Below are 24,313 nucleotides of genomic sequence, written 5' to 3'. Positions count from 1 at the left end.
GGGACCCACGCCCCTGGCGTGGGAGGGTGAGGGCTAGGTTTCTCGGAATTACCTTGCCCTCACCCTCCCATGCTCCGCATGGGTCCCTCCCTCTCCCGCCAGGGGCGGGAGAGGGGACGTTGCGTGGGGCCTGACCCCATGCCCGGCCCGGCCATCGTCGCCGCATCCTTCGCGTACCTATTCCTCCTCTTCGCCGTCGCCTGGTGGGCGGACCGGCGGGCGGACGCGGGGCGCAGCGTCATCGCGTCGCCGTACGTGTACGCGCTCTCGCTCGGTGTGTACTGCACGACCTGGACCTTCTACGGATCGGTCGGGCGGGCGGCGACGCTGGGCATCGGCTTCCTGCCGATCTATCTCGGCCCCACCCTGATGCTGCTGCTGGGGCCGCTGGTGCTGCGCAAGATCCTGCGCATCGCCAAGGCGCAGCGCATCACCTCCATCGCCGATTTCCTGGCCTCCCGCTATGGGCGGAGCCAGGGGCTCGGCGGGCTGGTGGCGCTGACCGCGGTGATCGGGGTGACACCCTACATCGCGCTTCAACTGAAGGCCGTGGCCGTCAGCTTCGACGTGCTGTCGGGGGCCGACCCGACCGGGCTGACCGGCGGGCTGTCGCTGCCGGTGGTATTCGACAACGCCTTCTACGTGGCGATCCTGATGGCGGCCTTCGCCATCGTCTTCGGCACCCGCCACATCGACGCCGCGGAACACCACGAAGGCATGGTCGCCGCCGTCGCGCTGGAATCCGTGGTCAAGCTGGTGGCCTTCCTGGTGCTGGGCGGGGTCGTGGTCTGGGGGCTGTACGACGGCAACGCCGACCTGTTCGCCCGGGCGGCGGAGGATCCGGACATTCGGCGCCTGTTCACCGCCGCCCCGGCGCTGTCCGACGGATCCTGGGCGACGACGATGCTGCTCGCCGCCGCCGCGCTGCTCTGCTTGCCCCGCCAATTCCAGGTGATGGTGATCGAGAATGTGGACGAGCGGCACCTGACCCGCGCCCTGTGGCTGCTTCCGCTCTACCTTCTGCTGATCAACCTGTTCGTGCTGCCGGTGGCGATGGCGGGGCTGATGCGCCTGCCGGAAGGGTCGGTGGACCCGGACATGTTCGTGGTCGCCCTGCCGCTGGCCGCCGGCCAGGGCTGGCTGGCCCTGATCGCCTTCATCGGCGGGCTGTCCGCGGCCACTGGCATGATCATCGTGGAGGCCATCGCGCTGTCCACCATGGTGTCCAACGACCTCGTCATGCCGCTTCTGCTGCGCGCCCGCAGCGCGCGGCTGGACCGGCTGCGCGACCTGTCGCCACTTCTGCTGGCCATCCGCCGCGCCGCCATCGTGGCGATCCTGATGCTCGGCTACGCCTATTTCCGCTTCGCCGGCTCGGCCTACGCGCTGAGCGCCATCGGGCTGGTCTCCTTCGCCGCGGTGGCGCAGTTCGCCCCGGCGCTGCTCGGCGGCATCTACTGGACCGGGGCGACGCGGCGCGGCGCCCTGGCCGGGCTGAGTGCCGGCACCCTGGCCTGGGCCTACACGCTGCTGCTGCCCAGCTTCGCCCGGTCCGGCTGGCTGCCGGGGGCGTTCGTCGAGGCCGGACCCTGGGGCATCGCGCTGCTGCGCCCTTACGCCCTGTTCGGGTTGGGCGGGATGGACCCGCTGACCCACGCCCTGTTCTGGAGCCTGCTGCTGAACGTCGGCGCCCTCGCCGTCGTCTCCCTGCTGGATCGGCCGGACCTGGGCGAGCGGGCGCAGGCCACCGCCTTCGTGGAGGTCTTTCGGCACGGCGACGCGCCCCTGGCGGCGGGCTCCGAGCCCGACGTCTCGCCGGCCGACCTGCAATGGCGCGGCACCGCCACGGTCGGCGACCTGAAGCGCATCGTCGCGCGCTTCCTCGGCCCCCACCGGGCGGAAACGGCCTTTGCCGGCATCGACCCGCGCCGCCGGGCGGGGGCGGAGCTGGTCCGCCGGGCGGAGCGCCTGCTCGCCGGGGCGATCGGCGGCGCTTCGGCCCGCGTGGCGCTGGCCTCCGCGGTGAAGGGCGGCGAGGTCAGCTACCCGGAGCTGATGCGCATGCTGGACGAGACCAGCCACGTCATCGAATACAGCCGCCAGTTGGAGCACAAGACCGCCGAGCTGGAACGCGCCTCGGCCGCGCTGCGCGCCGCCAACCTGCGGCTGACGGAGTTGGACCGGCTGAAGGACGAGTTCCTGTCCACCGTGACCCACGAACTGCGCACGCCGCTGACCTCCATCCGCGCGCTGACGGAGATCCTGTTCGACAACCCCGACATCGAGCAGGAGCAGCGGCAGGAGTTCCTGGGCACCGTCATCACGGAGAGCGAGCGGCTGACCCGCCTGATCAACCAGGTGCTGGACATGGCGAAGATCGAGGCCGGGGAGATCGACTGGCAGGTGGCAGCCATGGACCTGGGCGCCGTGGTGGAGCAGGCGGCGGCGGCAACCGGCCAGCTCTTCCTCGACCGCGGCATCCGGCTGGAGGTGGCGCTTCCGCCCGACCTGCCGCCGGTGCGCGGCGACCACGACCGGCTGGTGCAGGTGGTGGTCAACCTGCTGTCCAACGCCGCGAAGTTCACCCCGCCCGGCGGCCGGGTGACCATATCCGCCACAGCGGCGGGACATGAGGCCACCGTCTCCGTCCGCGACTCCGGCCCCGGCATCGCGCCGGAACACCAGGCCATCATCTTCGAACGCTTCCGCCAAGTCGGCGACACCATGACCGACAAGCCGCAGGGCACCGGCCTGGGCCTCGCCATCTGCAAACGCATCGTCGAGCATCTCGGCGGCCGCATCCGCGTCGACAGCACCCCCGGCCAGGGGGCGACCTTCTCCTTCACGGTTCCGTTGGCGGTGACGCTCGACGCCAGGTGACGGCGGCCAGTGACGCGCCCGCCCCCAAATCCGCCGCCCCACCGATTGTCGACGCTTCCCCGGTGACAAAATCAACCGGCGCGCCTAATTATACCGGCGACGCCCGGATGGGCTGGGTTTGACGGAACGGGATGACGGCCATGGCGATGGAAGCCGCGGTGATCGAAAAGCTGATCAGGGAAGGCATTCCGGACGCAACCGTGGAGATCGCGGATCTGCGCGGCGACGGCGACCATTACGCGGCGCTCGTCACGTCCGCCGCCTTCAAAGGCAAGTCTCGTGTGCAGCAACATCAGATGGTCTACGCCGCGCTTCAGGGTAAGATGGGCGGAGAGCTGCACGCGCTGGCCCTGACAACCGCCGTGCCGGAAGGCGCGTAAGGAAGACGTGCCGGAAGGCGCGTAAAGACGGGTACCCAGCGAGCCACGCACACATCGGAAAAGGTCGGGACACATGGTTGACCAGAACGTCAAGGAACGGATCGAGCAGGACATCAAGGGCAACGATGTCGTGCTGTACATGAAGGGCACGCCCGTCTTCCCGCAGTGCGGCTTTTCCGCCGCCGTCGTCCAGGTGCTCAGCACCGTCGGCGTGAAGTTCAAGGGCATCAACATCCTGGAGGATCCGGGCCTGCGCCAGGGTCTGAAGGAATATTCGAACTGGCCGACCTTCCCGCAGCTCTACGTCAAGGGCGAGCTGGTCGGCGGCTGCGACATCGTGCGCGAGATGTACGAGTCGGGCGAGCTGCAGACCCTGCTGGCCGACAAGGGCGTCGCCTCCGGCGCCAACGCCTGAGCGACCGCGCACAGCCGGTTCCGAAGCGAACGGTTCTGAAAGTGCCGGTTTTTGAATAGGGCTCCGCTCCGGCGGGGCCCTTTTCCTTTGCGGAGGAACCCCCCGCCGTCGCCCCGTGTTCCTTTTCCACAACCGGCAACAACCGGCAATTGGTCGGCTGGGATGCAGGCGGCCGGAAGACAGGCGGCCGAAAAACAGGTGGAGGTGGTGCCATGGCGATGGGACGATCGGGCCCGCGCAAGCTGGGCGTCTATGAAGGGGCCGGGACGGTGCGCGCGCAGTCGCGGACGGTCCTGATGGTGGTCGCGGCGATCGTGATCGCGGCGATCCTGCTCGTCCTTCTGCGCTGAGGGAGGCTGCCCATGGCACGAAAGACGATCGTCGCTCTGTACGACCAGCGCAGCGAGGCCGAGGCCGTGCGCCGCGAGTTGCTCGACGCCGGGTTCGACGACCTGACCGTGGACGTGGTGTTCGACGGCGGCTTCGGCGGCGCAAACGACGGGCACGGCGGTTTGTGGGTGCTGCTGACCGGCTGGGGCGTGCCCGACGGCGAAGCCCACGACTACGCCGAAGCGGTGCGGCTCGGCGGGGCGTTGCTGGTGGTGTCGCTGACCCGCGCGGACGCGGTGGAGCGCGCGCTGGCCATCCTGGAGCCGGACGGCGCCCACGCCGGAAATCTCCGGCCGGCCGCCGCCGCGATGCACGGTGCCAACACCGCCCCGGCAACCACCCGGACCGACACGGTGCGGGCGGGCGTCTACCCGGCGCCCGGCGTGGATGCCGACGTTGGCCCCGGAACGGGCACCGGTGCGGGAGGGGGGCGGCCATGATCGCCCGGGGCATTCTGGCGGGAGCGCTGGTGGCGCTCACCGCGCAGCCCGCGCTGGCCCAGGGCCAGCCGGGCCGATCACCGGACCGGTCGCTGGATCGCGAACGGCAGGAGGCGTGCCGCGACGAGGCCAACCGCCTTTCCGAAACGTTCCTCGGCAGCCAGACCCTGGCCGGAACGCGCCGGGGATCGTCGTTGGACAACGACACCAGGACCAAGCTGCGCGGCCTCCTGGACGAGGTCCGCACCGCCGCGGACCACGGCGATACCGATGAGTGCCTGAACCGCTTGCGGGACGCCCGCAACCTCGCGCGCCAGGGCGGTGTGGGGAGCTTCGGCAGCACGCTGTCCCCCGCCAACCCGCGGGGCAGCGGCTCCTCCAGCCCGCAGTCCGGCAGCCCGCAGTCCGGCAGCCCGCAATCCGGCAGCCCGCAATCCGGCAGCGGCCGCTCGGGATCGGGCACCGGAAGTGGCGGCGGTGCCGGCGGTGGCGGAGGTGGTGGGGGCGGAGGCGGGGGCTGATCCGCTCCGGACGCCGTGGTGATTCACCGTCCGTAGGTTGTGCGCCATTCCCGGCGCGCAGCCCGGGCATGAGCGTGGGCGCATCGCGCCGGGGCACCGCCCATGGTAAACGGGGTGCATGGCCGAATCCCAATCTCAGTCTCCCATCACGCCGCTAGGCGGCGGGCACAACCCCGCCACCCTGGGTTTCCTCGCCGCGTTCAGCTCCTTCGTGATCTGGGGCCTGTTCGCGCCGGTCTTCTTCAAGCAGCTGGGCAACGTCGGGGCGGTCGAAATCGTCGCGCACCGCGTGGTCTGGACCGTCGTGCTGATCAGCGCCTGGCTGCTGCCGACCCGCGGGCTGTCCGGCATCCTGCAGGGGGTGGGAAGCTGGCGGCGGCTGGGCGTCTTCCTGGTGACGACGGCCCTGATCGCCACCAACTGGACCGTCTTCATCTGGGCCATCACCCACGGCCGCTTGGTCGAATCGAGCCTCGGCTACTACATCAACCCCATCGTCAACGTCCTGCTGGGCATGGCCTTCCTGAACGAGCGGCTGTCGCGCCGCCAGGGGATCGCCGTGCTGATCGCGGCGGCCGGTGTGTTCAGCCTCGTGCTGTCCTATGGGTCGGTGCCCTGGGTGGCGTTCGCGCTGGCGCTCAGCTTCGGCTTCTACGCGCTGGTGCGCAAGAAGGCGGCCATCGACCCGATGATCGGCCTGATGGTGGAGACGGCGCTTCTGGTGCCGCCGGCGCTCGGCTACCTGCTGTGGCTGAACGCCAACGGCACCGGGAGCTTCGGCATGCACGGGATCGGCACGGACCTTCTTATGGTCATGGCCGGGCCGGTCACCGCCGTCCCGCTGGTCCTGTTCATGATCGGCGCCGCCCGGCTGACGCTGTCCACGCTGGGCCTAATTCAATATGTCGGGCCGACGGGCCAGCTGCTGCTGGGCGTGCTGGTGTATGGGGAGGCCTTCACGGCGTCCCACGCGGTCACCTTCGCCTGCATCTGGGTGGCGCTGGCGCTCTATTCCGCCGACACTCTGTTCGCCCGCCGCGACAGGATCCGCGCGGCGGCCGCTGCCGAGTAATACGGTCGGCGCTCAGGCGCCGCCGCGCGGCGCCAGCCCGTGGGCCATGGTGTGGGCGAGCGTGCGGACCACGTCGCCCACCCGTTCCGGACAGCGCCCGAACACCACCTGGTCGAGGAAGCCCAATCCGAAGCTGAGCGTCGCGATGCCCGCCGCGACGTTGGCGAGATCCGCGTCGGCCGCGATGGCGCCGCGGTCGCGGAACGTCTCCAGCCGGTTCACCAGGCACGGGATGCGGCTCTGCGACAGGGTCCGCCCCATCTCCTCCGCGATGGCCGGGTCGACCAGCGCGCGGTCCAGCACCACCTTAGTGAAGTCCCGGCACTTCCAGGCGTGCTGGAGCTGGTGCATCAGGAAGGACGCGATCTCCGCCTCCAGGTCGTCGCCCGGCGGCGGCAGGTCGCAGCCGTTCCCCTCCTCCCGGCCATAACGCTCGACCACCGCCAGCAAAAGCCCGGCCTTGCCGGAAAAATAGCGCTGGATCAGCTGCTCGTTCACCCCCGCTCGGCCGGCGATGTCGCGGGTCGTCGCGGCGTCGAATCCGCGCTCGGCGAACACCGCCTTGGCGGAGTCGAGCAGCGCGCTCTTGGTCGCCTCCCGGTCGCGCTTGCGGGCCGGCGCGTCCGGGCCGGCGGCGCAACAGCCGTCGGTGTTGTCCGGATTGCCAGCGTCCGACTTTGCGGCGGTCGTCTCGTCCACGGTCAGCGTCCTCATACACCCATGCCCTCGGCACCGCGTCGCAACGCCGCGCCTCATTGATAATAGGTATGCACGCGCATACTTGACAAGAGCGCGCTCTGTAGCAAGTATGTATGCGCATACATACCTGCCGCCACGTCAAACGGGCGGACCGAACCAGAGGGCACAGCACCCATGAGCAACGCCGACCTCTTCACGCCCCTGCGTCTTGGCGCGATCGAGCTGCCGAACCGCATCGTCATGGCGCCGCTGACCCGCAGCCGCGCGGGCGAGGGCAACGTTCCCACAACCTTGGCGGCGGAGTATTATGCGCAGCGCGCCTCCGCCGGCCTGATCATCACCGAGGCGACCCAGGTCAGCGACACCGCGCAGGGCTACCCGAACACGCCGGGCATCCACACGGACGCGCAGACGCTCGCCTGGCGCCGCGTGGCGGAGGCCGTGCACGGCAAGGGTGGCCGGATCGTCGCGCAGCTCTGGCACGTCGGCCGCATCTCGCACCCGCTGTTCCAGCCGAACGGCGCGGCGCCGGTTGCCCCGTCGGCCATCGCCGCGGCGGGCGAGCTGTACACCGGCCAGGGCATGAAGCCCTTCCCCACCCCGCGCGCCCTGGAGACGGACGAGATCCCCGGCCTCGTGAAGGCCTTCACCGACGCGGCCAAGCGCGCGGTCTTCGACGCCGGCCTGGACGGGGTGGAGATCCACGCGGCCAACGGCTACCTGATCGACCAGTTCCTGCGCGACCGCACCAACAAGCGCACCGACCGCTACGGCGGCAGCATCGAGAACCGCTGCCGCTTCCTGCTGGAGATTGCGGAGGCGGTGACCGCCGCCGTCGGCGCCAACCGCGTCGGCGTACGCCTGTCGCCCACCGGCGCCTTCAACGACATGGCCGACAGCGACCCGGTCGCGCTCTACAGCCACGTCGCCGAGGTGCTGAACCCGTTCGGGCTCGCCTACCTGCACGTCATCGAAGGCCTGCCCGGCAACCGCATGGCCCCGCCGGAAGGCGCCCCCCATGTCGCGGCGACGCTGCGCAGGATCTACAAGGGTCCCTTCATCATCAACGGCGGCTACACCAAGGACAAGGCCGATGAGGCCATCGCCAGCGGCCTGACCGACGCCGTCAGCTTCGGCGAGTCCTTCATCGCCAACCCGGATCTGCCGGAACGCTTCCGCCGCAACGCGGCGCTGAACACCCCGGACGGCAGCACCTACTACGGCGGCGACGCCAAGGGCTACACCGACTACCCGACGCTGGAGCCGGTGGAGGCCTGACCCTCCCCCCGCGGGGGACGCCCCCATCCCCCGCACGCGAAGGCCGGGACCCGCAAGGGTTCCGGCCTTTGTGTTTGGCTGCCACCCACAGCAACAAAAAAGGCCGCGCCCGGGGGCGCGGCCTTTCCTGTCTTGGCGGAACCGAGAGATCAGCGCGAGTAGAACTCGACGACCAAGTTCGGCTCCATCTGGACCGGGTACGGGACGTCGGCCAGCTGCGGGATGCGGACGAAGCGGCCCTTCAGGGAGCCGGTGTCGACTTCCAGGTAGTCCGGCGTGTCGCGCTCACCCGAGGCGACGGCCTCGAGGATGAGGGCCATCTGCTTGGACTTGGCGCGCACCTCGATGGTGTCGCCTTCCTTGATCTGGGCCGACGGGATGTTCAGGCGGCGGCCGTTGACCAGGATGTGGCCGTGGTTGATGATCTGGCGCGCGGCGAACGGGGTCGGCGCGAACTTCATGCGGTAGACGACCGCGTCCAGACGGCGCTCCAGCAGGCCGATCAGGTTCTCGCCGGTGTCGCCCTTGCGGCGCACGGCCTCGGCGTAGATGCGACGGAACTGCTTCTCGCCGATGTTGCCGTAGTAGCCCTTCAGCTTCTGCTTGGCCATCAGCTGCAGGCCGTAGTCCGACGGCTTCTTGCGGCGTTGGCCGTGCTGGCCCGGGCCGTACTCGCGCTTGTTGATCGGCGACTTGCCGCGGCCCCAGAGGTTGACGCCGAGGCGGCGGTCGATTTTGTACTTGGACTCTTGACGCTTGCTCATTCTGTCCTCGATGGAACACGAGTTGGTTTTGTCCCGGTAGTTCCGCGGAGCAGGCCGCGGACGGGGCGCAAAACGATAGGCACGCCCGCTTTCCCAGGAGTTGGAGCCGCGCACTATACGGATCCGTCCCGCCTTGTCAAACGCGGAGTCGCCGGAAAACCACGCAAATCGGCCGGCCCCCGCGTGCCCTTCCCGCCCTTATCCCGTTAAGGCACGCAAAGACCCCACCAACCGGACCGACGTGCCTTGACGACCAGCAGACTCCGAAGCAAGCGCCTCGCCTTCGCCGTGCTCCTGAATATGATACTCGCCGCCCCCGCTCTTGCGGACGATGTGGCACACACCGCCGGTGACACCGTCCGCCTGACGGTGGAGGATCTTCCCGCCCCCAACGCCACGCCCTCCACGAAAGCAGGGGCGGTGTCCAACAAGCCGGTCCCGGTCGACCGGCCGGCCAAGGCGGCGTTGCAGGTGCCCGCCGGCTTCCGCGCCACGCTGTTCCGCGACCATGTGGAGAACGCCCGCAACCTGCTGGTCCTGCCCGACGGCGGTGTGCTGGTGGCGCAGCAGAAGCCCGGCACGCTGACCCTTCTGCGCGACACCGACGGCAAGGGCGAGGCCGACGAGTCCTGGCTATGGGCGGCGGGCTTCGACAAGCCTTTCGGGCTCGCCTTCCACGAAGGCTTCGTCTACGTCGCCGATGCGGAGGCGGTGTGGCGGCTGCCCTGGCGGGAGGGCGCCACCACGGCGCCGGGGGAGCGGCAGCGCCTCACCCCGCCGGGGGCACTGGGCAGCCGGGAGGGGCACGACACGCGCTCGCTGGCCATCGCGCCGGACGGCAAGCACGTCTACGTCGGCGTCGGCTCCGCCGCCAACCTCGCGGAGGAGCCGCCGCCGCGCGCCACCATCCAGGAATTCCCCATCGAGGGAATTATGGGCGACGGGACGCTGGACGGCGGGGAGGCGCGCACCGTCGCCACCGGCCTGCGCAACCCGGTGGGCATGGCCTTCCGGCCGGGCAGCAGCGACCTCTACGCCGTGGTGAACGAGCGCGACGGGCTGGGCGACGGCTTGGCCCCGGACTTCTTCACGAGGGTCGAGCCGGAGGGCTTCTACGGCTGGCCCTACGCCTACGCCGGCCCGAACCCGCAACCGGGCTTCGCCGACAAGCGGCCGGACCTCGTCGCGCGGACCATCGTGCCGGACGTGCTGCTGGAATCCCATTCCGCGCCGATCGGCCTGGTCTTCGCCGACCGGCTGAACGGGCCGGCGCGCTACCGCACCGGCGCCTTCGTCGCGCTGCACGGCTCCTCCAGCCGTTCGGAGCCCGTGGGCTACACGGTGGTCTTCGTGCCGTTCGAGGGCAAGAAGCCGGCCGGCGGCTACGAGGTCTTCGCCAGCGGCTTCCGCCTGCCGAACCAGGAGGACGGTGACAAGCGCCCCCTGGCCTGGGGTCGCCCGGCCGGCCTCGCCATCGCCAAGGACGGCAGTCTGTTGATCGCCGACAGCCTGGGCTCCGTCTGGCGCGTGTCCTACACGGGCGCCAGCGCGCGCAAGCTGAGCGGGAAGCGGTGACCCTTCAAAGGCGGCGGGCCGTCAGCAGCACTCGTCCTCCAGCTTGCGCAGCATCGCCAGACCTTCCTCGTCGTCGTGCTCCTCAAACAGGTCGGAGATGTAATAGACGTTGGCGCAGAGCAGGCACAGCCCGTCGGCCTGCCGCTTCAGCGGGTCGTCGGCGACGGCCAGCTTCTCCCGGAAGCGTTCCCAGAAGGCGTTGGTCTTGGCGGGGTCGTTGATGTGCGAGTACAGCCGCTCGATGATGCGGCGCGAATTGCCTTCGCAGTCGATACCCTTGAAGGAGACGTAGCGGTCGGGGGAGTCGGTTGCGTCCACGGTTGCGGTTCCCACGGCAGAGGATGGTTGGTCTCTCTGATCGCGGACCGCGGCGTCCAAGACAAGTCGCCCTGCATGAACGGCGCGCGGACCGCGTGAACGGTTTCGTCCATGCGCGAATGGCCAAGACAGCAACGCCGGGCCTACAGCGCCAGCAGCTTCTTCAGTTGCTCGATCCGCCCTCGGCTGACCGGGACGCGGGGCGAGCCCGGGGCGGCCATGACAAAGGCGGCGCGCCCGTCGCTGCGGTCGACGGCCCGGGCGTGGCGCAGGTTCACAATGTAGCCGCGGTGCGCCCGCACGAACTGCCGCCCGTCCAGCCGCGTCTCCAGCTCGGACAGGGACAGGGAGCAGAAAAAGGCCCCCTCGGCCGTGTGCACGGTCGTGTAATGCCCATTGGCCTGGACATAGACGGCCGCCGTCGGGTCGAGCAGAACCACGCCCTGGCGCGTCGTGATGGGCAGCTTCACCAGCGGCGGGGCGGGCTCCGGCGCCAGTTCGGCAATCGGCGGGGGCGCAAGCGGCGGCGGTTCCGCCACGGCGCCGGGCTTGGGAACCTCGAACAGCATCAGCGCAACGAAGGTCGCGTCACCCTGGCGGAGCGCCGAGGCCTTCACCACGATGGTCCGGCCGGGCAGCGCCACCATCATGGAGCCCGCGGCCGCCGGGGAATTAGGATCGTGGGCGGCGGCCAGGAGAAGCTCCACCTTGGCGCGGCTGCCCGGCGGGTGCAGGTCGTGCAGGCTAGCCCCCAGCAACGGACGGGAGCGTCCGACCATCCGCTCCGCCGCGGCGTTGACCGACACCACGCGCCGGTCGCCGTCGAGCAGGACGAGGCCCACGTCCATATGCTGGAGGGTGTATTCCATGGGAGCAGTATAGGCCGCGAATGCCCCCGCCGGACAACAAGTTAGAAGCGAATGAGGTTACGGCTCGCCCTTGCGGCGGCCGGTCAGCGCGGCGATGACGCCGTGGAAGGTGCGCACCTCCTGCTCGGTCATCTGCATGCGCTCCAGCGCGTTGCGCAGCGTGCGGACCATGGATGGGCGCTTCTCCGGCGAGGTGAAGAAGCCGGTGCGATCCAGGTCCCCTTCCAGATGCTCGAAGAAGTTCAGCAGCTCCGCCTTGGTCGCCGGGCGGGTCTGGCCGGTGTGCAGGACGCGGTCGGGCGGGATCTCGCCGGTCTGGAACCACTCGTAGCCGATGAGCAGCACCGCCTGCGCCAGGTTCAGCGAGGAAAAAGACGGGTTCAGCGGCACGGTGATCAGCTTTTCCGCCAGCGTCAGGTCGTCGTTGACGAGCCCCGTGCGCTCCGGCCCGAACAGCACGCCGGTCTTGTGGCCGGCGTCGAAATGGGCGCGCAGCTCCGTGGCGGCGATGCGCGGGGTGATGAACTCCTGGATCATGCCGCGGGTGCGCACGGTCGTCGCGAAGACGACGTTCAGGTCGGCCACCGCCTCGGCCGTCGTCTCATACAGCTTGGCGCCGTCGAGCACGAGGTCGGCGCCCGACGCGGAGGCCACGGATTTCTCGTTCGGCCAGCCGTCGCGCGGCTTAACGAGCCGAAGCTCGGTCAGGCCGCAATTCAGCATGGCCCGCGCGCAGGCGCCGATGTTCTCGCCAAGCTGCGGCTGGACCAGGATGATGGTCGGGCCGCCCAGGACGGACGGACGGGTGGGATTATTGCCGGAGGTCATCGGTTCAAACAGTTCTTAGCGGTTCGTCAGACGGTAACAGGCCAGCGACGGCGACGGATTTTCACCACAAAGACACAAAGGACACAAAGAGTTTCACAAAAACCCTGCCCTGCGCCGGATCGCCGGCGGGCGAGAGCCCCTTTGTGAAATCCTTTGTGCCCTTTGTGTCTTTGTGGTTATCCGCCGACGAAGCGACGCCCCACCGCAAAGCCGTCACCCCCGCGGCTGCGCGCCGCCCTTGAACAGCGTGAAGGCGTAGCTGTCCACGAGCGCTTCCATGGAGGCCTCGATGATGTTGGTGGACACGCCCAGCGTCGACCACTCCACCCCGTCGCCGTTCTGGGAGCGGATCAGCACCCGCGGCTTGGCGCCCGTGCCGTCCTTGGCCGCCAGGATGCGCACGCGGTAGTCGGACAGCTTCACCCCGCCCAGCGCCGGGTAGCGCGGCTCCAGCGCCTTGCGCATGGCGGTGTCCAGCGCGTTCACCGGGCCGTTGCCGGCGGCCACCTCGTGGTATTCGGTGCCGCCGATCCGCACCCGGACCACGGCCTCCGACTCCACGACCAGTTCGCCCTTCGCGTTGTAACGGCGCTCGTCGGTGACGTGGAAGCGCTTCAGGGTGAAATAGTCCGGCACCTCGCCCAGCTCGCGGCGGACCAGCAGCTCGAAGCTGGCCTCCGCCGTGTCGTAGGCGTAGCCCTCCGTGTCGCGCTGCTTGACGAGGTCGAGCAGGCGGTTCAGCCGCTCGTCCTTCGGGTCCACGGCCATGCCCATCTCGCGCAGCCGCGCGATGACGTTGGAGCGGCCGGCCTGGTCCGACATGACGATCTGCCGGCGGTTGCCGACCGCCTCCGGCGCCACATGCTCGTAGGAGGACGGGTCCTTTTCCACCGCCGACACGTGCAGCCCGCCCTTGTGGGCGAAGGCGCTGGCGCCGACGTAAGCGGCGTGGCGGTTGGGGGCGCGGTTCAGCCGCTCGTCGAACTTGCGGCTGATCTCCGTCAGCAGCGGCAGGTCGTCGGGCCGGATGCCGACGTCGCAGCCCATCTTCAGCATCAGCGACGGGATCAGCGAGACGAGGTTGGCGTTGCCGCAGCGCTCCCCCAGCCCGTTGATCGTGCCCTGCACCATCCGCGCGCCGGCCCGCACCGCGGCGAGCGAGTTGGCGACCGCGTTCTCCGTATCGTTGTGGCAGTGGATGCCCAGCCGGTCGCCGGGGATGCCGTGCTCTTCCACCACTTGGCGGACGATGGCCTCGACCTCGTGCGGCAGCGTGCCGCCGTTGGTGTCGCACAGCACGATCCAGCGCGCGCCGGCCTCATAAGCCGCCTTGATGCAGGAGGCGGCGTAGGCCGGGTTGCGCTTGTAGCCGTCGAAGAAATGCTCCGCGTCGAACAGCGCCTCGCCCTTCGCGGCCTTCAGCGCGGCGACGCTGTCGGCGATCAGCTCCAGGTTCTCCTCCCGCGGGATGGCCAGCGCCACGTCCACGTGGAAGTCCCAGGTCTTGCCGACGATGCAGACGGCGCGCGCCTTCGACTGGATCAACGCCGCCAGCTGCGGGTCGTTCGCCGCGCTGCGTCCGGGCCGGCGGGTCATGCCGAAGGCGGTGAAGGTGGAGCGCTTCAGGTCCGGCGCCTGCGCGAAGAAGGCGTCGTCGGTCGGGTTCGCGCCGGGCCAGCCGCCCTCGACATAGTCGATGCCCAGCCGGTCCAGGTCGCGGGCGATGGCGATCTTGTCGGCGACGGAGAAATCCACATCCTGGGTCTGCGCGCCGTCGCGCAGCGTGGTGTCGTACAGGAAGATCCGCTCGCCCATCATCGCCGCCGCCTGAAATACTGGGTCACCTGAACGCAGGTCATAGAACCAGCCGAAAGGCCGGAAGAATGGCGGATGCGTACCGGCTTCACAATCCTTTTCGTGGACAGGTTTCAATTGCGGGCGCAATTTTGATGGAAAGCTGCGCGTGCAGGACTGTTCGCGGGGTCTGTTCCCGGTCATCGGTCCCTGTAAACAGACCCGCCGGACCCCTGGGCTTTGGAGGTAATAGGGCAATTCCACTGACCGAACGGCGAACCTCCTGTGCTAAACACCACGCCCCTGGGCAGCATGAGGCAATGCTTTTCTGACGGCCGGCGTGTTGATCCTGATAATCTTCAGCCTTTGGCATTGGCCATTGGAACCGGCCTTTAGCGACGGGTGGGTTGTGGCGAATGGATGGCAATCGGTGACGGAAGCGGGCAGCGAGGCGCGGGAAAAGCTCGTCATGGTCATTGACGACGAGCGGACCGTGCTGCAGGCGCTGAACCTGCTTCTCCAGATGTGGGGCTACCGCGTCATCGCCGCCGAAAGCGAAGGCGAAGCGGTGGAGCGGCTGAGCGCGCTCGACGAGCGGCCGCACGCCATCCTGGCCGACTACCGCCTGCGCGAGGGGCGCACCGGCGTGCAGGCGATCGACCGCATCCGGACGGAGGTCGGGACCCACGTGCCGGCCGTGATCATCACCGGCGACACCTCCACCGACGGCATCCGGGAGGCGCGCGCCCGCGGGCTGACCATTCTGCAGAAGCCCGTCCTGCCGCCCCACCTCCAGGCGGTGCTGGGCAAGGCCCTCCAGGGGACCGGCGGCGATCCTTCGTCGGATCCGTCGGCTGATGGACCTCCCGCCAGGGGGGCCCCGGCGTGACATGATCCCGACACCGCCGGGCGACCGCCCTCACGACCGCCCTCAGGGGCGGCCGCTCCGTTCCTGGGAGAGCTGGGTGGTCTTCGGCCTCAGCCTGCTGCTGACGGGGCTGGCCTGGTGGCTGCTCAGCGACCAGAACGACCGGCTGGCCCACGCGCGCTTCCAGGCGCGGGCGGGGGACCTGACCAGCGACGTCGCGTCGCGCCTCGGCGCCTACGAGCAGATGCTGCACGGCGGCGTGGCGATGATGAACGCGGCCGGGGGCCGCGCCTCCCGCGAAGAATGGCGGACCTACGTGTCCGGCCTGCATGTGGAGGACCGCTATCCGGGCATCCAGGGGATCGGCTACGCCAAGCGCGTGGTGGCCGCCGACCTGGAGATGCACGAGGCCATCATCCGCGCCGAGGGCTTCTACAGCTACGATGTCACCCCGCACGGGGTGCGGCCCGAATATTTCCCGGTCGTCTACATCGAGCCCTTCGCCAGCCGCAACCTGCGGGCCTTCGGCTACGACATGCATTCCGAACCGATGCGCCGCGCCACCATGGAGCGCGCCCGCGACACGGGCAGCCCCAGCGCCACCGGCAAGCTCCGCCTGGTGCAGGAGACGGACAGCGACGTGCAGCCCGGCTTCCTGATCTATCTGCCCGTCTACGACCAGCGCCGGCCGCTGGCGACCGCCGCCGACCGGCACGCGGCGCTGCTGGGCTTCGTCTACAGCCCCTTCCGCATGCACGACCTGATGCGGGCGATCCTGAAGCCCGGGTCGGCCGATGACTTGGACCTCCAACTCTATGACGGCACCTCGACCGAACCGGACGCCCTGCTGTTCGAAAAGTCGTCCATCCACCACCCGCGCTTCCAGGAATCCCGGCACATCGACGTCTTCGGCCGCCGCTGGACACTGCGCATCGCCAGCGCCCCCGCCTTCGAGGCGGGGATCGACCACGCCACACCCCGCGCCGTGCTGGTCGCCGGCGTGATCATCGCGCTGCTGCTGGTTACCGTCGTCAATTCCGTGCTCCAGGACCGCAACCGCATGGCGGAGCTGCGCCGCAGCTACCACGCGCTCGCCCGCGCCCGGGCGGAGGCGGAGGAGGCGAACGCCGCCAAGTCGCGCTTCCTGGCCGCTGCCAGCCACGACCTGCGCCAGCCCCTGCAAACGCTGGGCATCTACCTGCACATGATCGGGGAGCGGGCGGACACGCCGACCGCCGTGAAGTTGGTCGACTCCGCCCGCGACGCCTTCGAGGCGACGCAGCGCATGCTGAACTCGCTGATGGACATCGCCATGCTGGAGACGGGCGTCATCCGCCCGCAGCTGACCGAGATCGACCTGCCGGCCTTCCTGGCCCGCATCAGCGAGGACATCCGGATGGAGGCCGCGGACAAGGGGCTGGCCTTCCGCGTCGTCAGCTGCAACGTGCGCGTGACGACCGACCCGTCGATGCTGGAACGCATCGTGCGCAATCTGCTGAGCAACGCGCTGAAATACACGCGCACCGGCACCATCCGGCTGGCCTGCCGCGTCGGCGCGGAGTTCGTCGCGATCAAGGTGCAGGACACCGGCCCCGGCATCCCGCAGGACCGCATGCACCTGATCTTCGAGGACTTCTACCAGATCGGCAACCCGGAGCGGGACCGCCGCAAGGGGCTGGGGCTGGGCCTCGCCACCGTGGCACGGCTGACCCGGCTTCTCGGCTACCGCCTGCGCGTGCTGTCGCGCCCCGGCCGCGGGGCGATCTTCATGGTGGAGGTGCCGCGCGACGCGCGGCCGACCGCCGCCAAGGAGGCCAAAGCAGACGAAGGCGGGGAAGCCGGCCTTCAGCCCTCCCCGGCCAGCAGCGCGCGCTCCGCCTCGAACAGTTCAACGATGTGATCGATCACCGCGCGGACGCGGGGCACATCCTTGCGGTCGCGATGGACAACCAGCCACGCTTCCCGCACCAGTGGTGGCGCCGTTGTCGGCAGCTGCTCCAGCCCCGCCTCCTCCGCCGCCAGCCAGCAGGGCAGCAACGCCGCACCGAACCCGCCCTTCGCCGCGGCCAGCTGCGCCTGCACGCTGTTGGAGCGGAAGGCGATCCGCCGCCCCCCGGCGTGCCGGGCAAGCCACGCCGCCTCCGGCAGGTCGGCCAGCGCTTCGTCGAAGCCGACCAGGACGTCGGGCGCGCCCGGGGCGGCGTGGAGGGCGTAGCCGACCGTCGCGAGCCGCCGGGCGAACAGCTCCCCGCTCTGCGGCCGAGCGAGCCGGATGGCGAGATCCGCCTCCCGCCGCGCAAGGCTGAGGGAGCGGTTGTCGGCGATCACCTCCAGGTCCAGGGCCGGATGCCGGGCGCGCAGCCGCGCCAGCCGCGGCACCAGGAAGCGATCGGCCAGCGCCTGCGTCATCGTCAGCCGCACCGTGCCGGCCAGCTCCTCCCCGCCCCCGGCGCGGCGAAGGATGGCGAGCGCCCGCTCGTCCATCCCCTCGGCGAGCGCGCGCACCGCCTCCCCGTCCACGGTCAGGCCATAGCCGTCGGGGCGGCGGTCCACCAGCGGGCGGCCGAGCGTCGCCTCCAGCGCGGCGATGCGCCGCCCGACCGTGGCGTGGCTGAGCCCCAGGGCCCGAGCCGCCGCCGACAGGCTGCCGACCCGGGCCAGTTCCAGGAAGACGCGCAGGTCGTCCCAATCCAGGGCCGCGGCCAGCGGGACTGAAGGCGGGGCTGAACGTTTTTGAACAGTCATGGTGCGAGGATAGCGAATATCCGACCGAAAACGAACAGGACAGGATCGGCCCATCACCCGATCCCGACCACCAGCGTCCCGGAGTGTTCCCGATGACCGTGATGACCGAGCCCAAATCCCTGCTGTCCCTGGCCGGCGCGCCGCTGCACCCGAGCCCCCTCGACAAGGCCGTCCTCGTGCTGATCGACGCGCAGCGCGAATACACCGACGGTGCCCTGCCCCTGTCCGGCGTGGACGCCGCCGTCGCCGAGGCCGCGCGGCTGCTGACGCTGGCCCGCAAGTCCGGCGTGCCGGTGATCCACATTGTCCATCACGGCAAGCCCGGCGGCCTGTTCGATCCCGGCGGCCCGATGAGCGGCTTCATCCCCGCCCTGGCCCCGGTTGAGGGGGAGTCGGTGATTGCCAAGCGCCTGCCCAACAGCTTCGCCGGCACCGACCTTCAGGAGCGGGCGCGCGCCACCGGCCGGAGCGAGCTGATCCTCGCCGGCTTCATGACCCACAACTGCGTTGACAGCACGGCGCGCGCCGCGCTGGACCTCGGCTGGCGCAGCACGGTGGTGGCCGCCGCCACGACGACCCGCGACCTGCCGAACCCGCTCGGCGGCGCGATCCCCGCGGAGACGGTGCAAATCGCCACCCTCGCCGGGCTGGCCGACCGGATCGCCGTGGTGGTCGAGGACGCGGGGGCGTGGGGGTGAGGGTGCCCGCGGGGCTCCCTTACGCCGTCACCAGCCGGGAGTCCCGCGCCCGCATCAGCATCCACACCGCCGACACGCCGGCCAGCTTGGAAGCGAGGCTGGCGGCCCATACGGAGGGTGCCCAGACACCCAGCATGCCGAAGAAGATGGCGGTGTCGACCGGCACCGACAGGGCGGCGCTGACCCACAGCCGGTCGCGCAGCGGGCGTCGCGTGACTGTGAAGACACCCCAGTCGATCAACTCGGACACGGCGAAGGCCGTGACGCTGGCCGTCGCGACGAAGGGGTCGGCGAGCAGGAAGGACAGGGCCGTCGCGGCCAGCATGGCGGCCAGCGACCAGTGGCCGTAGCGGACCTGCACCATGTCGCGCAGAAGAAAGATCAACCCGGCCCAGCAGGACCAGACGAGGTCCAGGTGGGGCGCCCAGCTGAAGGCGTAATTGATGGCGAGAACACTGCCGATGTAGGCGGCAAGCCAGAGCATGTCCAAGATCCTCCGAAGGCAACCCGCGGAAATACGGGCGCGGAAATATCGGTGCGAAAAAGGGGGCCACCCGCGTGAATGCGAGCGCCCCGCCGACGCCTTGTAACAGGTTCGGTCCCATCCGGTGAACCCTTCCCGGAGAGGAGCGGCTGACGCAAAGGCGTACCCCCGGCACATAAGCCCTTTGACCGGTGTGCCTGAGAGGCGAGTGAAACGTTTCCGTGTCGTCGACAGGAACGGAGCAAGGTGGACGCGATGGCCGATGGGACCATGGCCAATGGGACCCTGGCAACGGCACGGGGCGGCGTGCGGGATCATTCCCTAGACGCGGCGCGCAGCCTGCTGATGATCCTCGGCGTGCCTTATCACGCAGCGCTGATCTACACCCCCGATTACCACTGGCTGATCGATTCCCCCGACACGATCCCAGGCATCGGGCTGTTTGCGGATTTCATCCACAGCTTCCGCATGCCGGCCTTCTTCCTGATCTCCGGCCTTCTGATCGCCCGCAGCCTGCGCAAGCACGGGCCCACCGCGGTGCTGCGGTCACGGGCGACGCGGCTGCTGGTGCCGCTGGTCGCCGTGGCGGCGACCTTCAACGTGCTTCAGTTATGGCTGGCGACGCTCTCGGTCGATCCCGGGCTGACGCTCGCGGCCTTCCTGACCCGCACGCTGCCCGACGCCTTCTGGAGCGGCGGCCTGACCTATCACCTGTGGTTCCTGGTCGAGCTGTTCGCCTGCATGGTGTTGCTCTGCCTGTTTTATCCCGTCGCAACAAGGCTTTACGGATCCTTGCGCGCGCGGGCACCCCGGCTGGCGCGGCTCTTTGAGGCCGGCGACGGCTGGCTGCCGCCTGCCCTGCTCAGCGTGATGCTGGTGGGCACCATGGGGTTCGACAACATATCCCCCCTGCTGCTGGAGCCGTTGCCCCCGACCACCTCGTCGGCGCTGACCACGGCCATCTCGGCGAGCTTCTTCCTGGTCGGCGTCTACATCGCCCACCTCACCGGCGGGCCGGCGCGCTTCGCCAGCACCAGCTGGACGGTCGTGCTGCTCTACGTCCTGTGCTTCCTGGGGCAGGTCGGGCTCGATCATGTGCAAAAGCCCATGGCGCTGCGGGTGCTCGACCAGGTGCTGCACGCCGTCGGCGCCTGGTCGGCCTTCCGCCTGCTGCTCGGCCTCGCGCTGGCGTGGTTCGCGCGGGAGAACCGGGGCGTGCGGACGCTGTCGCAGGCCTCCTACAGCATCTACCTGCTGCACCACGCCGTGGTGGTGGTCGCCGGCTTCGCCCTGATCGCCGTGCCGTGGAAGCCGGGCGTTGAGTTCCTGCTGATCGCCGTGCTCGGCCTGCTGGTCCCGCTGGCCTTCCACCACGCCGCGGTCCGCCGCTCCCCGGTCCTGCGCTTCCTGCTGAACGGCGTGCCGCCGGGGAAAGCCCCCGAGAAAGGCAGCACGCCGGAGACGGTGCCGGCTACGCCCGCTTCCAGGTCGTACCCTGCGGGCCGTCTTCCAGGATGATGCCCTGGTCGGCCAAGTCCTTGCGGATGCGGTCGGCCTCCGCAAAGTTCTTGGCCTTGCGGGCGGCCAGTCGGTCGGCGATGAGCTGCGCGATCACCTCGTCCGACAGGGCCGCGGCCCCCTTCGGCGCCCAGCGGAACCACGCCTCCGGATCCTGGCGGAGCAGCCCCAGCGCCTCGCCGGCGGCGAGCAGCGCCCCCTTGGCCGCGGCCTTCTCCGCGTCGCTGTGCGCCTTGTTCACCGCACCCGCCAACTCGTGCATGTGGGAGATGGCGAGCGGGCTGTTCAGGTCGTCCTCAAGGGCGGCCAGCACGTCGAAGGGCAGCTCCGCCGCGGCCGGCGCCGGGGCGCCGCGCAGCGCCTGATACCAGCGGTCGAGCGTCGCCTTGGACTGCTTCAGCCCCTCGCGGGTGAAGTCCAGCGGCTGGCGGTAGTGGGCGCTCATCAGCGTCAGGCGGATCGCCTCGCCGGGGAACTCGTCCAGCAGCTCGTGCACAGTGAAGAAGTTGCCCAGGGACTTGGACATCTTCTCGCCCTCGACGGTCACGAAGCCGTTGTGGACCCAATAGCGGGCCAGCGCTTCGCCACCGTGGGCGCAACGGCTCTGCGCGATCTCGTTTTCATGGTGCGGGAAGATCAGGTCCAGCCCGCCGCCATGGATGTCGAAGGTGACGCCAAGATGCTCCTTCGCCATGGCGGAGCACTCGATGTGCCAGCCGGGCCGGCCGCGTCCCCAGGGGCTGTCCCAGCCCGGCTGGTCGTCGGCGCTGGGCTTCCACAGCACGAAGTCGGCGGCGTCGCGCTTGTAGGGGGCGACGTCGACGCGGGCGCCGGCGATCATCTCATCCAGCGACCGGCGGGACAGCTGGCCGTAGTCCGCCATGGACGGCACGGAGAACAGCACATGCCCCTCCGCCGCGTAGGCGTGGCCGCGCTCGATCAGCAGCTGGATCAGCGCGACCATGTGGGCGATGTGGTGGGTGGCGCGCGGCTCGATGGTCGGGCGCAGCGCGTTCAGCGCGTCCATGTCCGCGTGGTAGAGGTCGGCCGTGCGCTTGGTCAGCGCCTCGATCGGCTCCCCGCTGTCGCGCGAGCGGTCGATGATCTTGTCGTCCACGTCGGTGATGTTGCGGACGTAGGTCACCGCCGGGTAGAGCCGCTGGAGCAGCCGGAACAGCAGGTCGAAGACGACGACCGGCCGGGCGTTGCCGATGTGCGCCGTGTCGTAGACGGTGGGACCGCAGACATACATGCCCACCCGGTCCGGGCTCATCGGCTCGAAGCGTTCCTTGCGGCGGGTCAGCGTGTTGTAGAGGTCCAACGGCACGGCACCATGTCTCCTGTCAAACGGCCTTACAGCCAATTCATTGCAAGCGGTGCGTCACCACAGCGACACGGAGACACAGAGGGCGTGGCTTCTCTGTGTCTCCGTGTCTCTGTGGTTAAACCCAAGCCCGGCCTGCGGCCACCGAAATGAGCGTCAAGCCGTCTCGCCGGCGAGGCGCTTGAGCGCGCGCGCGCGGCCGATCAGGGGTAGCAGGTTCTTCAACTCCGGTCCATGGTCGCGGCCGGTCAGCGCGCGGCGCAGCGGCAGGAACAGGTCCTTGCCCTTGCGGCCGGTCTTCGCCTTCACCGCGCCGGTCCACGCGCCCCAGGTCGCCAAATCCCACGGCTCGTCCGGCAGCAGCGCCGCCGCCTCATCCAGGAAGCCGGCGTCGTCCACCACGGGCGTGACCGGCGCGTGGGTCACCGCCCACCAGTCGCGGGCGTCGGCGATGCGCCCCAGGTTCGGCCGCACCGCCTCCCAGAAGGCCGCGTCGGCGCCGTCGAGGCCCAGCGCCGCCAGTTCCCCGGCCACGCGCTCGAAGGGCAGCAGGTGCAGGATGCGGGCGTTCAGCCGGGCCAGTTCCTCCGGGTCGAACTTCGGGGTGCCGCGGGCGATCTTGGCGATGTCGAACTCGGCCACCAGTTCGTCCAACGTCAGCCGCGGTTCGATGGGATCGGAGGTGCCGAGCTTCGCGAGCAGGCTGGCCAGCGCCATCGGCTCGATCCCCTCCTCCTCGCGCAAGGATGCCACCGACAGGCTGCCCAGCCGCTTGGACAGGCCCGCGCCGGCGGCATCGGTCAGCAGCGGCAGGTGCGCGAACTCCGGAACCGGCGCTCCGATGGCCTCGAAGATCTGGATCTGCACCGCCGTGTTGGCAACGTGGTCCTCGCCGCGGATCACATGGGTGATGGCGAGGTCGCCGTCGTCCACCACGCTGGTCAGCGTGTAGAGCGGCCGGCCGTCCTCGCGGATCAGCACCGGGTCGCTCAGCGCCGTCCCCTCGAAATGCACCGGCCCGCGGACGAGGTCGGTCCATTCCACCGGCGTGTGCTCCAGCTTGAAGCGCCAATGGGCCCGGCGCCCCTCCCCCTCCAGCCGGGCGCGGTCGGCGTCCGTCAGGCGCAGGGCGGCGCGGTCGTAGATCGGCGGGCGCCCCTGCGAGACGAGGCTGGCGCGCTTGAGGTTCAGTTCTTCCGGCGTCTCGTAGCAGGGGTAGAGCCGCCCGGACGCCTTCAACGCCTCCGACACCTCGTCGTAGCGGCCGTAGCGGTCGCTCTCCCGCGCGAAGCGGTCCCAGGCGAGGCCCAGCCAGGTCAGGTCGCGCTCGATGCCCTCGGCGTATTCGGGCTTGGAGCGCTCCTCGTCGGTGTCGTCCAGGCGCAGCAGGAAATTGCCGCCGGCCTTGCGCGCGAACAGCCAATTGACGAGCGCGAGGCGCACGTTGCCCACATGGAGGAGGCCGGTCGGGCTGGGGGCGAAGCGGACGGCGACGGTCATGACGGCGATCGTTCGAAAGTCAGGGACGGGGCGGCAGTCCTAGCACGCCCCGCCCCGCTCCGAAAGCCGCGCATGCGGAGGTCACGCGCGCTGGGACTGCGTCAGGGCGCGCAGTAGTCCTCCGGCGACACGATCCCGGTCACGGTGACCACGGTCTTGTCCGGCACGACATATTCCTGGACGCCGCGGATGTCCGCCGCCGCCGGGTTCCAGTTGTAGGTGTAGCCAAGCCGCGTCCAGGGATAGCCCGTGCCGCCCATCGACGCGTCCCGCTTGTAGGAGAAGACCATCTGGTTGGCGAACCAGGACACGTAGGCCGCCTGCTCCGGCTTCGTCGTGATCTGGTTGCCGCACTGGGTCGCCGCCGTGTCGGGATTGGCGCAGGGGCGGAAGACGCCAGACACCGCCGGTCCGGTCTTCTGCTGGTCGATTGTGAAACGGATGAAACGCGCGTTGCGGTCGGAGTCGGTCGCCGGCTTCAGTCCCAGAAGCTGGTGCAGCCGGTCGATCACCTGATCCCTCGGGTAGGTCTGGCAGATGGCCTGCAACTCCGGCTCCACGGATATCCAGAGGCCATAGAGGCTGTTGATCGTGACCTTCTGCCCTTCCTTGCCCTCGGCCCAGGCGGCGTTGCCGGTCAGCGACAGGGCGCGCACCGGGTAGGCCAGCGGCGCCAGCGGGCGGACATTCGCCTCCTGATACACGGCGCTGCGGTCGATGGCTTGGTCGTAGAGGGCGCGGCCGTCCCCAGCCTGATCGGCGGCACAGCCGCAAAGAGTGACAGCTGTTATAAAAACAAGAATGCGCGCGGGTTCCATGGGAAGCCACCTCCGATGGTTGATTTTCCCACCGTATCATGGCGCACGTCTCGGCGCGAGGCGCCTCAAAAGGCGGCAAGTCGCGCGGGCAAACATACAATTATATGCAGCCACAACCCGATCGCGCGACTTTGG

At 69.6% G+C, this 24,313-nt stretch carries 24 protein-coding genes; 13 read left to right on the top strand and 11 right to left on the bottom strand.

The annotated features are described in order from the left end of the window. The first annotated feature begins 123 nt into the window (after positions 1 to 123). From M2351_RS02810 to rarD, 7 genes are all read left to right on the top strand, one after another. The gene (locus M2351_RS02810) at positions 124 to 2,880 is read left to right on the top strand and encodes a sensor histidine kinase (RefSeq protein ID WP_264654634.1); all 2,757 of its coding nucleotides are present in this window, start codon (positions 124 to 126) and stop codon (positions 2,878 to 2,880) included. Positions 2,881 to 3,020: 140 nt separating this feature from the next. After that, positions 3,021 to 3,260 carry a BolA family protein gene (locus M2351_RS02805; protein WP_188260931.1) on the top strand — a complete coding sequence of 80 codons (240 nt, stop codon included), beginning with the start codon at positions 3,021 to 3,023 and terminating at the stop codon, positions 3,258 to 3,260. A 73-nt stretch (positions 3,261 to 3,333) separates the two neighbouring features. Further along, positions 3,334 to 3,675: a Grx4 family monothiol glutaredoxin gene (gene grxD, locus M2351_RS02800; RefSeq protein ID WP_264654633.1), complete on the top strand. Its 342-nt coding sequence runs from the start codon at positions 3,334 to 3,336 to the stop codon at positions 3,673 to 3,675. 212 nt (positions 3,676 to 3,887) lie between these two features. After that, the gene (locus tag M2351_RS02795; protein ID WP_209767011.1) at positions 3,888 to 4,025 is read left to right on the top strand and encodes a hypothetical protein; all 138 of its coding nucleotides are present in this window, start codon (positions 3,888 to 3,890) and stop codon (positions 4,023 to 4,025) included. Between the two features lie 12 nt (positions 4,026 to 4,037). Further along, positions 4,038 to 4,505, top strand: a complete 468-nt coding sequence (locus M2351_RS02790) for a hypothetical protein (protein WP_264654632.1) — start codon at positions 4,038 to 4,040, stop codon at positions 4,503 to 4,505. After that, positions 4,502 to 5,026, top strand: a complete 525-nt coding sequence (locus tag M2351_RS02785; protein WP_264654631.1) for a hypothetical protein — start codon at positions 4,502 to 4,504, stop codon at positions 5,024 to 5,026. Before M2351_RS02790 ends, M2351_RS02785 begins: the two co-directional genes overlap by 4 nt. A 118-nt stretch (positions 5,027 to 5,144) precedes the next feature. Next, on the top strand, positions 5,145 to 6,098 hold the full coding sequence (gene rarD, locus M2351_RS02780) for an EamA family transporter RarD (protein ID WP_264654630.1): 954 nt from the start codon (positions 5,145 to 5,147) through the stop codon (positions 6,096 to 6,098). A 12-nt stretch (positions 6,099 to 6,110) separates the two neighbouring features. Here rarD and M2351_RS02775 read toward each other — a convergent pair whose 3' ends face one another. Beyond that, positions 6,111 to 6,812: a TetR/AcrR family transcriptional regulator gene (locus tag M2351_RS02775; RefSeq protein ID WP_264654629.1), complete on the bottom strand. Its 702-nt coding sequence runs from the start codon at positions 6,810 to 6,812 to the stop codon at positions 6,111 to 6,113. Between the two features lie 159 nt (positions 6,813 to 6,971). Here M2351_RS02775 and M2351_RS02770 point away from each other — a divergent pair, with 159 nt between their 5' ends. Further along, positions 6,972 to 8,075: an alkene reductase gene (locus tag M2351_RS02770; RefSeq protein WP_264654628.1), complete on the top strand. Its 1,104-nt coding sequence runs from the start codon at positions 6,972 to 6,974 to the stop codon at positions 8,073 to 8,075. A gap of 149 nt (positions 8,076 to 8,224) precedes the next feature. On the opposite strand, the gene rpsD is transcribed toward M2351_RS02770, so the two are convergent. Continuing rightward, on the bottom strand, positions 8,225 to 8,839 hold the full coding sequence (rpsD, locus tag M2351_RS02765; RefSeq protein ID WP_264654627.1) for a 30S ribosomal protein S4: 615 nt from the start codon (positions 8,837 to 8,839) through the stop codon (positions 8,225 to 8,227). A 246-nt stretch (positions 8,840 to 9,085) separates the two neighbouring features. Between rpsD and M2351_RS02760 the strand changes: the two genes are divergently transcribed. Further along, positions 9,086 to 10,414 (top strand): PQQ-dependent sugar dehydrogenase, encoded by a 1,329-nt coding sequence (locus M2351_RS02760; RefSeq protein ID WP_264654626.1) that lies wholly within the window; start codon positions 9,086 to 9,088, stop codon positions 10,412 to 10,414. Positions 10,415 to 10,435: 21 nt separating this feature from the next. Here M2351_RS02760 and cowN read toward each other — a convergent pair whose 3' ends face one another. The 4 genes from cowN to cimA all read right to left on the bottom strand — a co-directional run bounded on the left by cowN (position 10,436) and on the right by cimA (position 14,247). Further along, entirely contained in the window at positions 10,436 to 10,732 is a 297-nt protein-coding gene (cowN, locus tag M2351_RS02755; protein WP_264654625.1) for a N(2)-fixation sustaining protein CowN, read from the bottom strand. Between the two features lie 143 nt (positions 10,733 to 10,875). Next, positions 10,876 to 11,601, bottom strand: coding sequence for a PAS domain-containing transcriptional regulator (locus M2351_RS02750; protein WP_264654624.1), 726 nt, complete (start codon positions 11,599 to 11,601; stop codon positions 10,876 to 10,878). Positions 11,602 to 11,658: 57 nt separating this feature from the next. Then, positions 11,659 to 12,429 (bottom strand): RNA methyltransferase, encoded by a 771-nt coding sequence (locus M2351_RS02745; protein WP_264654623.1) that lies wholly within the window; start codon positions 12,427 to 12,429, stop codon positions 11,659 to 11,661. Between the two features lie 213 nt (positions 12,430 to 12,642). After that, positions 12,643 to 14,247: a citramalate synthase gene (gene cimA / locus M2351_RS02740; protein WP_264654622.1), complete on the bottom strand. Its 1,605-nt coding sequence runs from the start codon at positions 14,245 to 14,247 to the stop codon at positions 12,643 to 12,645. Between the two features lie 406 nt (positions 14,248 to 14,653). Between cimA and M2351_RS02735 the strand changes: the two genes are divergently transcribed. Together M2351_RS02735 and M2351_RS02730 are read left to right on the top strand one after the other, a co-directional pair. Beyond that, the gene (locus M2351_RS02735) at positions 14,654 to 15,112 is read left to right on the top strand and encodes a response regulator (protein WP_264654621.1); all 459 of its coding nucleotides are present in this window, start codon (positions 14,654 to 14,656) and stop codon (positions 15,110 to 15,112) included. 1 nt (position 15,113) lies between these two features. Next, positions 15,114 to 16,991, top strand: coding sequence for a CHASE domain-containing protein (locus tag M2351_RS02730; RefSeq protein WP_264654620.1), 1,878 nt, complete (start codon positions 15,114 to 15,116; stop codon positions 16,989 to 16,991). On the opposite strand, the gene M2351_RS02725 is transcribed toward M2351_RS02730, so the two are convergent. Continuing rightward, a complete protein-coding gene (locus M2351_RS02725; protein WP_264654619.1) occupies positions 16,937 to 17,836 on the bottom strand; it encodes a LysR family transcriptional regulator in 900 nt (299 codons plus the stop codon). The genes M2351_RS02730 and M2351_RS02725 overlap by 55 nt on opposite strands. Before the next feature lie 92 nt (positions 17,837 to 17,928). Here M2351_RS02725 and M2351_RS02720 point away from each other — a divergent pair, with 92 nt between their 5' ends. Beyond that, positions 17,929 to 18,534, top strand: coding sequence for a cysteine hydrolase family protein (locus M2351_RS02720; RefSeq protein ID WP_319801865.1), 606 nt, complete (start codon positions 17,929 to 17,931; stop codon positions 18,532 to 18,534). 19 nt (positions 18,535 to 18,553) lie between these two features. On the opposite strand, the gene M2351_RS02715 is transcribed toward M2351_RS02720, so the two are convergent. Then, the gene (locus tag M2351_RS02715) at positions 18,554 to 19,018 is read right to left on the bottom strand and encodes a preQ0 transporter (protein WP_264654618.1); all 465 of its coding nucleotides are present in this window, start codon (positions 19,016 to 19,018) and stop codon (positions 18,554 to 18,556) included. A 255-nt stretch (positions 19,019 to 19,273) separates the two neighbouring features. Here M2351_RS02715 and M2351_RS02710 point away from each other — a divergent pair, with 255 nt between their 5' ends. After that, a complete protein-coding gene (locus tag M2351_RS02710) occupies positions 19,274 to 20,536 on the top strand; it encodes an acyltransferase family protein (protein ID WP_264654617.1) in 1,263 nt (420 codons plus the stop codon). Here the strand turns inward: M2351_RS02710 and cysS are convergent. The 3 genes from cysS to M2351_RS02695 form a co-directional block, all read right to left on the bottom strand. After that, a complete protein-coding gene (gene cysS, locus M2351_RS02705; RefSeq protein WP_264654616.1) occupies positions 20,490 to 21,863 on the bottom strand; it encodes a cysteine--tRNA ligase in 1,374 nt (457 codons plus the stop codon). The two genes, M2351_RS02710 and cysS, sit on opposite strands and share 47 nt — an antisense overlap. A 153-nt stretch (positions 21,864 to 22,016) precedes the next feature. Next, entirely contained in the window at positions 22,017 to 23,360 is a 1,344-nt protein-coding gene (gene gltX / locus M2351_RS02700; RefSeq protein WP_264654615.1) for a glutamate--tRNA ligase, read from the bottom strand. 101 nt (positions 23,361 to 23,461) lie between these two features. After that, entirely contained in the window at positions 23,462 to 24,178 is a 717-nt protein-coding gene (locus M2351_RS02695) for a hypothetical protein (protein ID WP_264654614.1), read from the bottom strand. Positions 24,179 to 24,313: the final 135 nt, after the last annotated feature.

Source organism: Azospirillum canadense (assembly GCF_025961225.1).
Taxonomy (GTDB): domain Bacteria; phylum Pseudomonadota; class Alphaproteobacteria; order Azospirillales; family Azospirillaceae; genus Azospirillum; species Azospirillum canadense.
This window is presented reverse-complemented; position numbering and strand designations above follow the sequence as displayed.

Excerpts from the sequence above, each read along its gene's own strand:
- gltX (WP_264654615.1), bottom strand. The coding sequence starts at position 23,360 with ATGACCGTCGCCGTCCGCTTCGCCCCCAGCCCGACCGGCCTCCTCCAT.
- M2351_RS02730 (WP_264654620.1), top strand. The coding sequence starts at position 15,114 with ATGATCCCGACACCGCCGGGCGACCGCCCTCACGACCGCCCTCAGGGG.
- M2351_RS02715 (WP_264654618.1), bottom strand. The coding sequence starts at position 19,018 with ATGCTCTGGCTTGCCGCCTACATCGGCAGTGTTCTCGCCATCAATTAC.
- M2351_RS02785 (WP_264654631.1), top strand. The coding sequence starts at position 4,502 with ATGATCGCCCGGGGCATTCTGGCGGGAGCGCTGGTGGCGCTCACCGCG.
- cimA (WP_264654622.1), bottom strand. The coding sequence starts at position 14,247 with ATGATGGGCGAGCGGATCTTCCTGTACGACACCACGCTGCGCGACGGC.
- rarD (WP_264654630.1), top strand. The coding sequence starts at position 5,145 with ATGGCCGAATCCCAATCTCAGTCTCCCATCACGCCGCTAGGCGGCGGG.
- M2351_RS02750 (WP_264654624.1), bottom strand. The coding sequence starts at position 11,601 with ATGGAATACACCCTCCAGCATATGGACGTGGGCCTCGTCCTGCTCGAC.
- M2351_RS02725 (WP_264654619.1), bottom strand. The coding sequence starts at position 17,836 with ATGACTGTTCAAAAACGTTCAGCCCCGCCTTCAGTCCCGCTGGCCGCG.
- M2351_RS02805 (WP_188260931.1), top strand. The coding sequence starts at position 3,021 with ATGGCGATGGAAGCCGCGGTGATCGAAAAGCTGATCAGGGAAGGCATT.
- M2351_RS02710 (WP_264654617.1), top strand. The coding sequence starts at position 19,274 with ATGGCCGATGGGACCATGGCCAATGGGACCCTGGCAACGGCACGGGGC.
- M2351_RS02790 (WP_264654632.1), top strand. The coding sequence starts at position 4,038 with ATGGCACGAAAGACGATCGTCGCTCTGTACGACCAGCGCAGCGAGGCC.
- M2351_RS02775 (WP_264654629.1), bottom strand. The coding sequence starts at position 6,812 with ATGAGGACGCTGACCGTGGACGAGACGACCGCCGCAAAGTCGGACGCT.
- M2351_RS02720 (WP_319801865.1), top strand. The coding sequence starts at position 17,929 with ATGACCGTGATGACCGAGCCCAAATCCCTGCTGTCCCTGGCCGGCGCG.
- grxD (WP_264654633.1), top strand. The coding sequence starts at position 3,334 with ATGGTTGACCAGAACGTCAAGGAACGGATCGAGCAGGACATCAAGGGC.
- rpsD (WP_264654627.1), bottom strand. The coding sequence starts at position 8,839 with ATGAGCAAGCGTCAAGAGTCCAAGTACAAAATCGACCGCCGCCTCGGC.
- M2351_RS02695 (WP_264654614.1), bottom strand. The coding sequence starts at position 24,178 with ATGGAACCCGCGCGCATTCTTGTTTTTATAACAGCTGTCACTCTTTGC.
- M2351_RS02745 (WP_264654623.1), bottom strand. The coding sequence starts at position 12,429 with ATGACCTCCGGCAATAATCCCACCCGTCCGTCCGTCCTGGGCGGCCCG.
- M2351_RS02770 (WP_264654628.1), top strand. The coding sequence starts at position 6,972 with ATGAGCAACGCCGACCTCTTCACGCCCCTGCGTCTTGGCGCGATCGAG.
- M2351_RS02795 (WP_209767011.1), top strand. The coding sequence starts at position 3,888 with ATGGCGATGGGACGATCGGGCCCGCGCAAGCTGGGCGTCTATGAAGGG.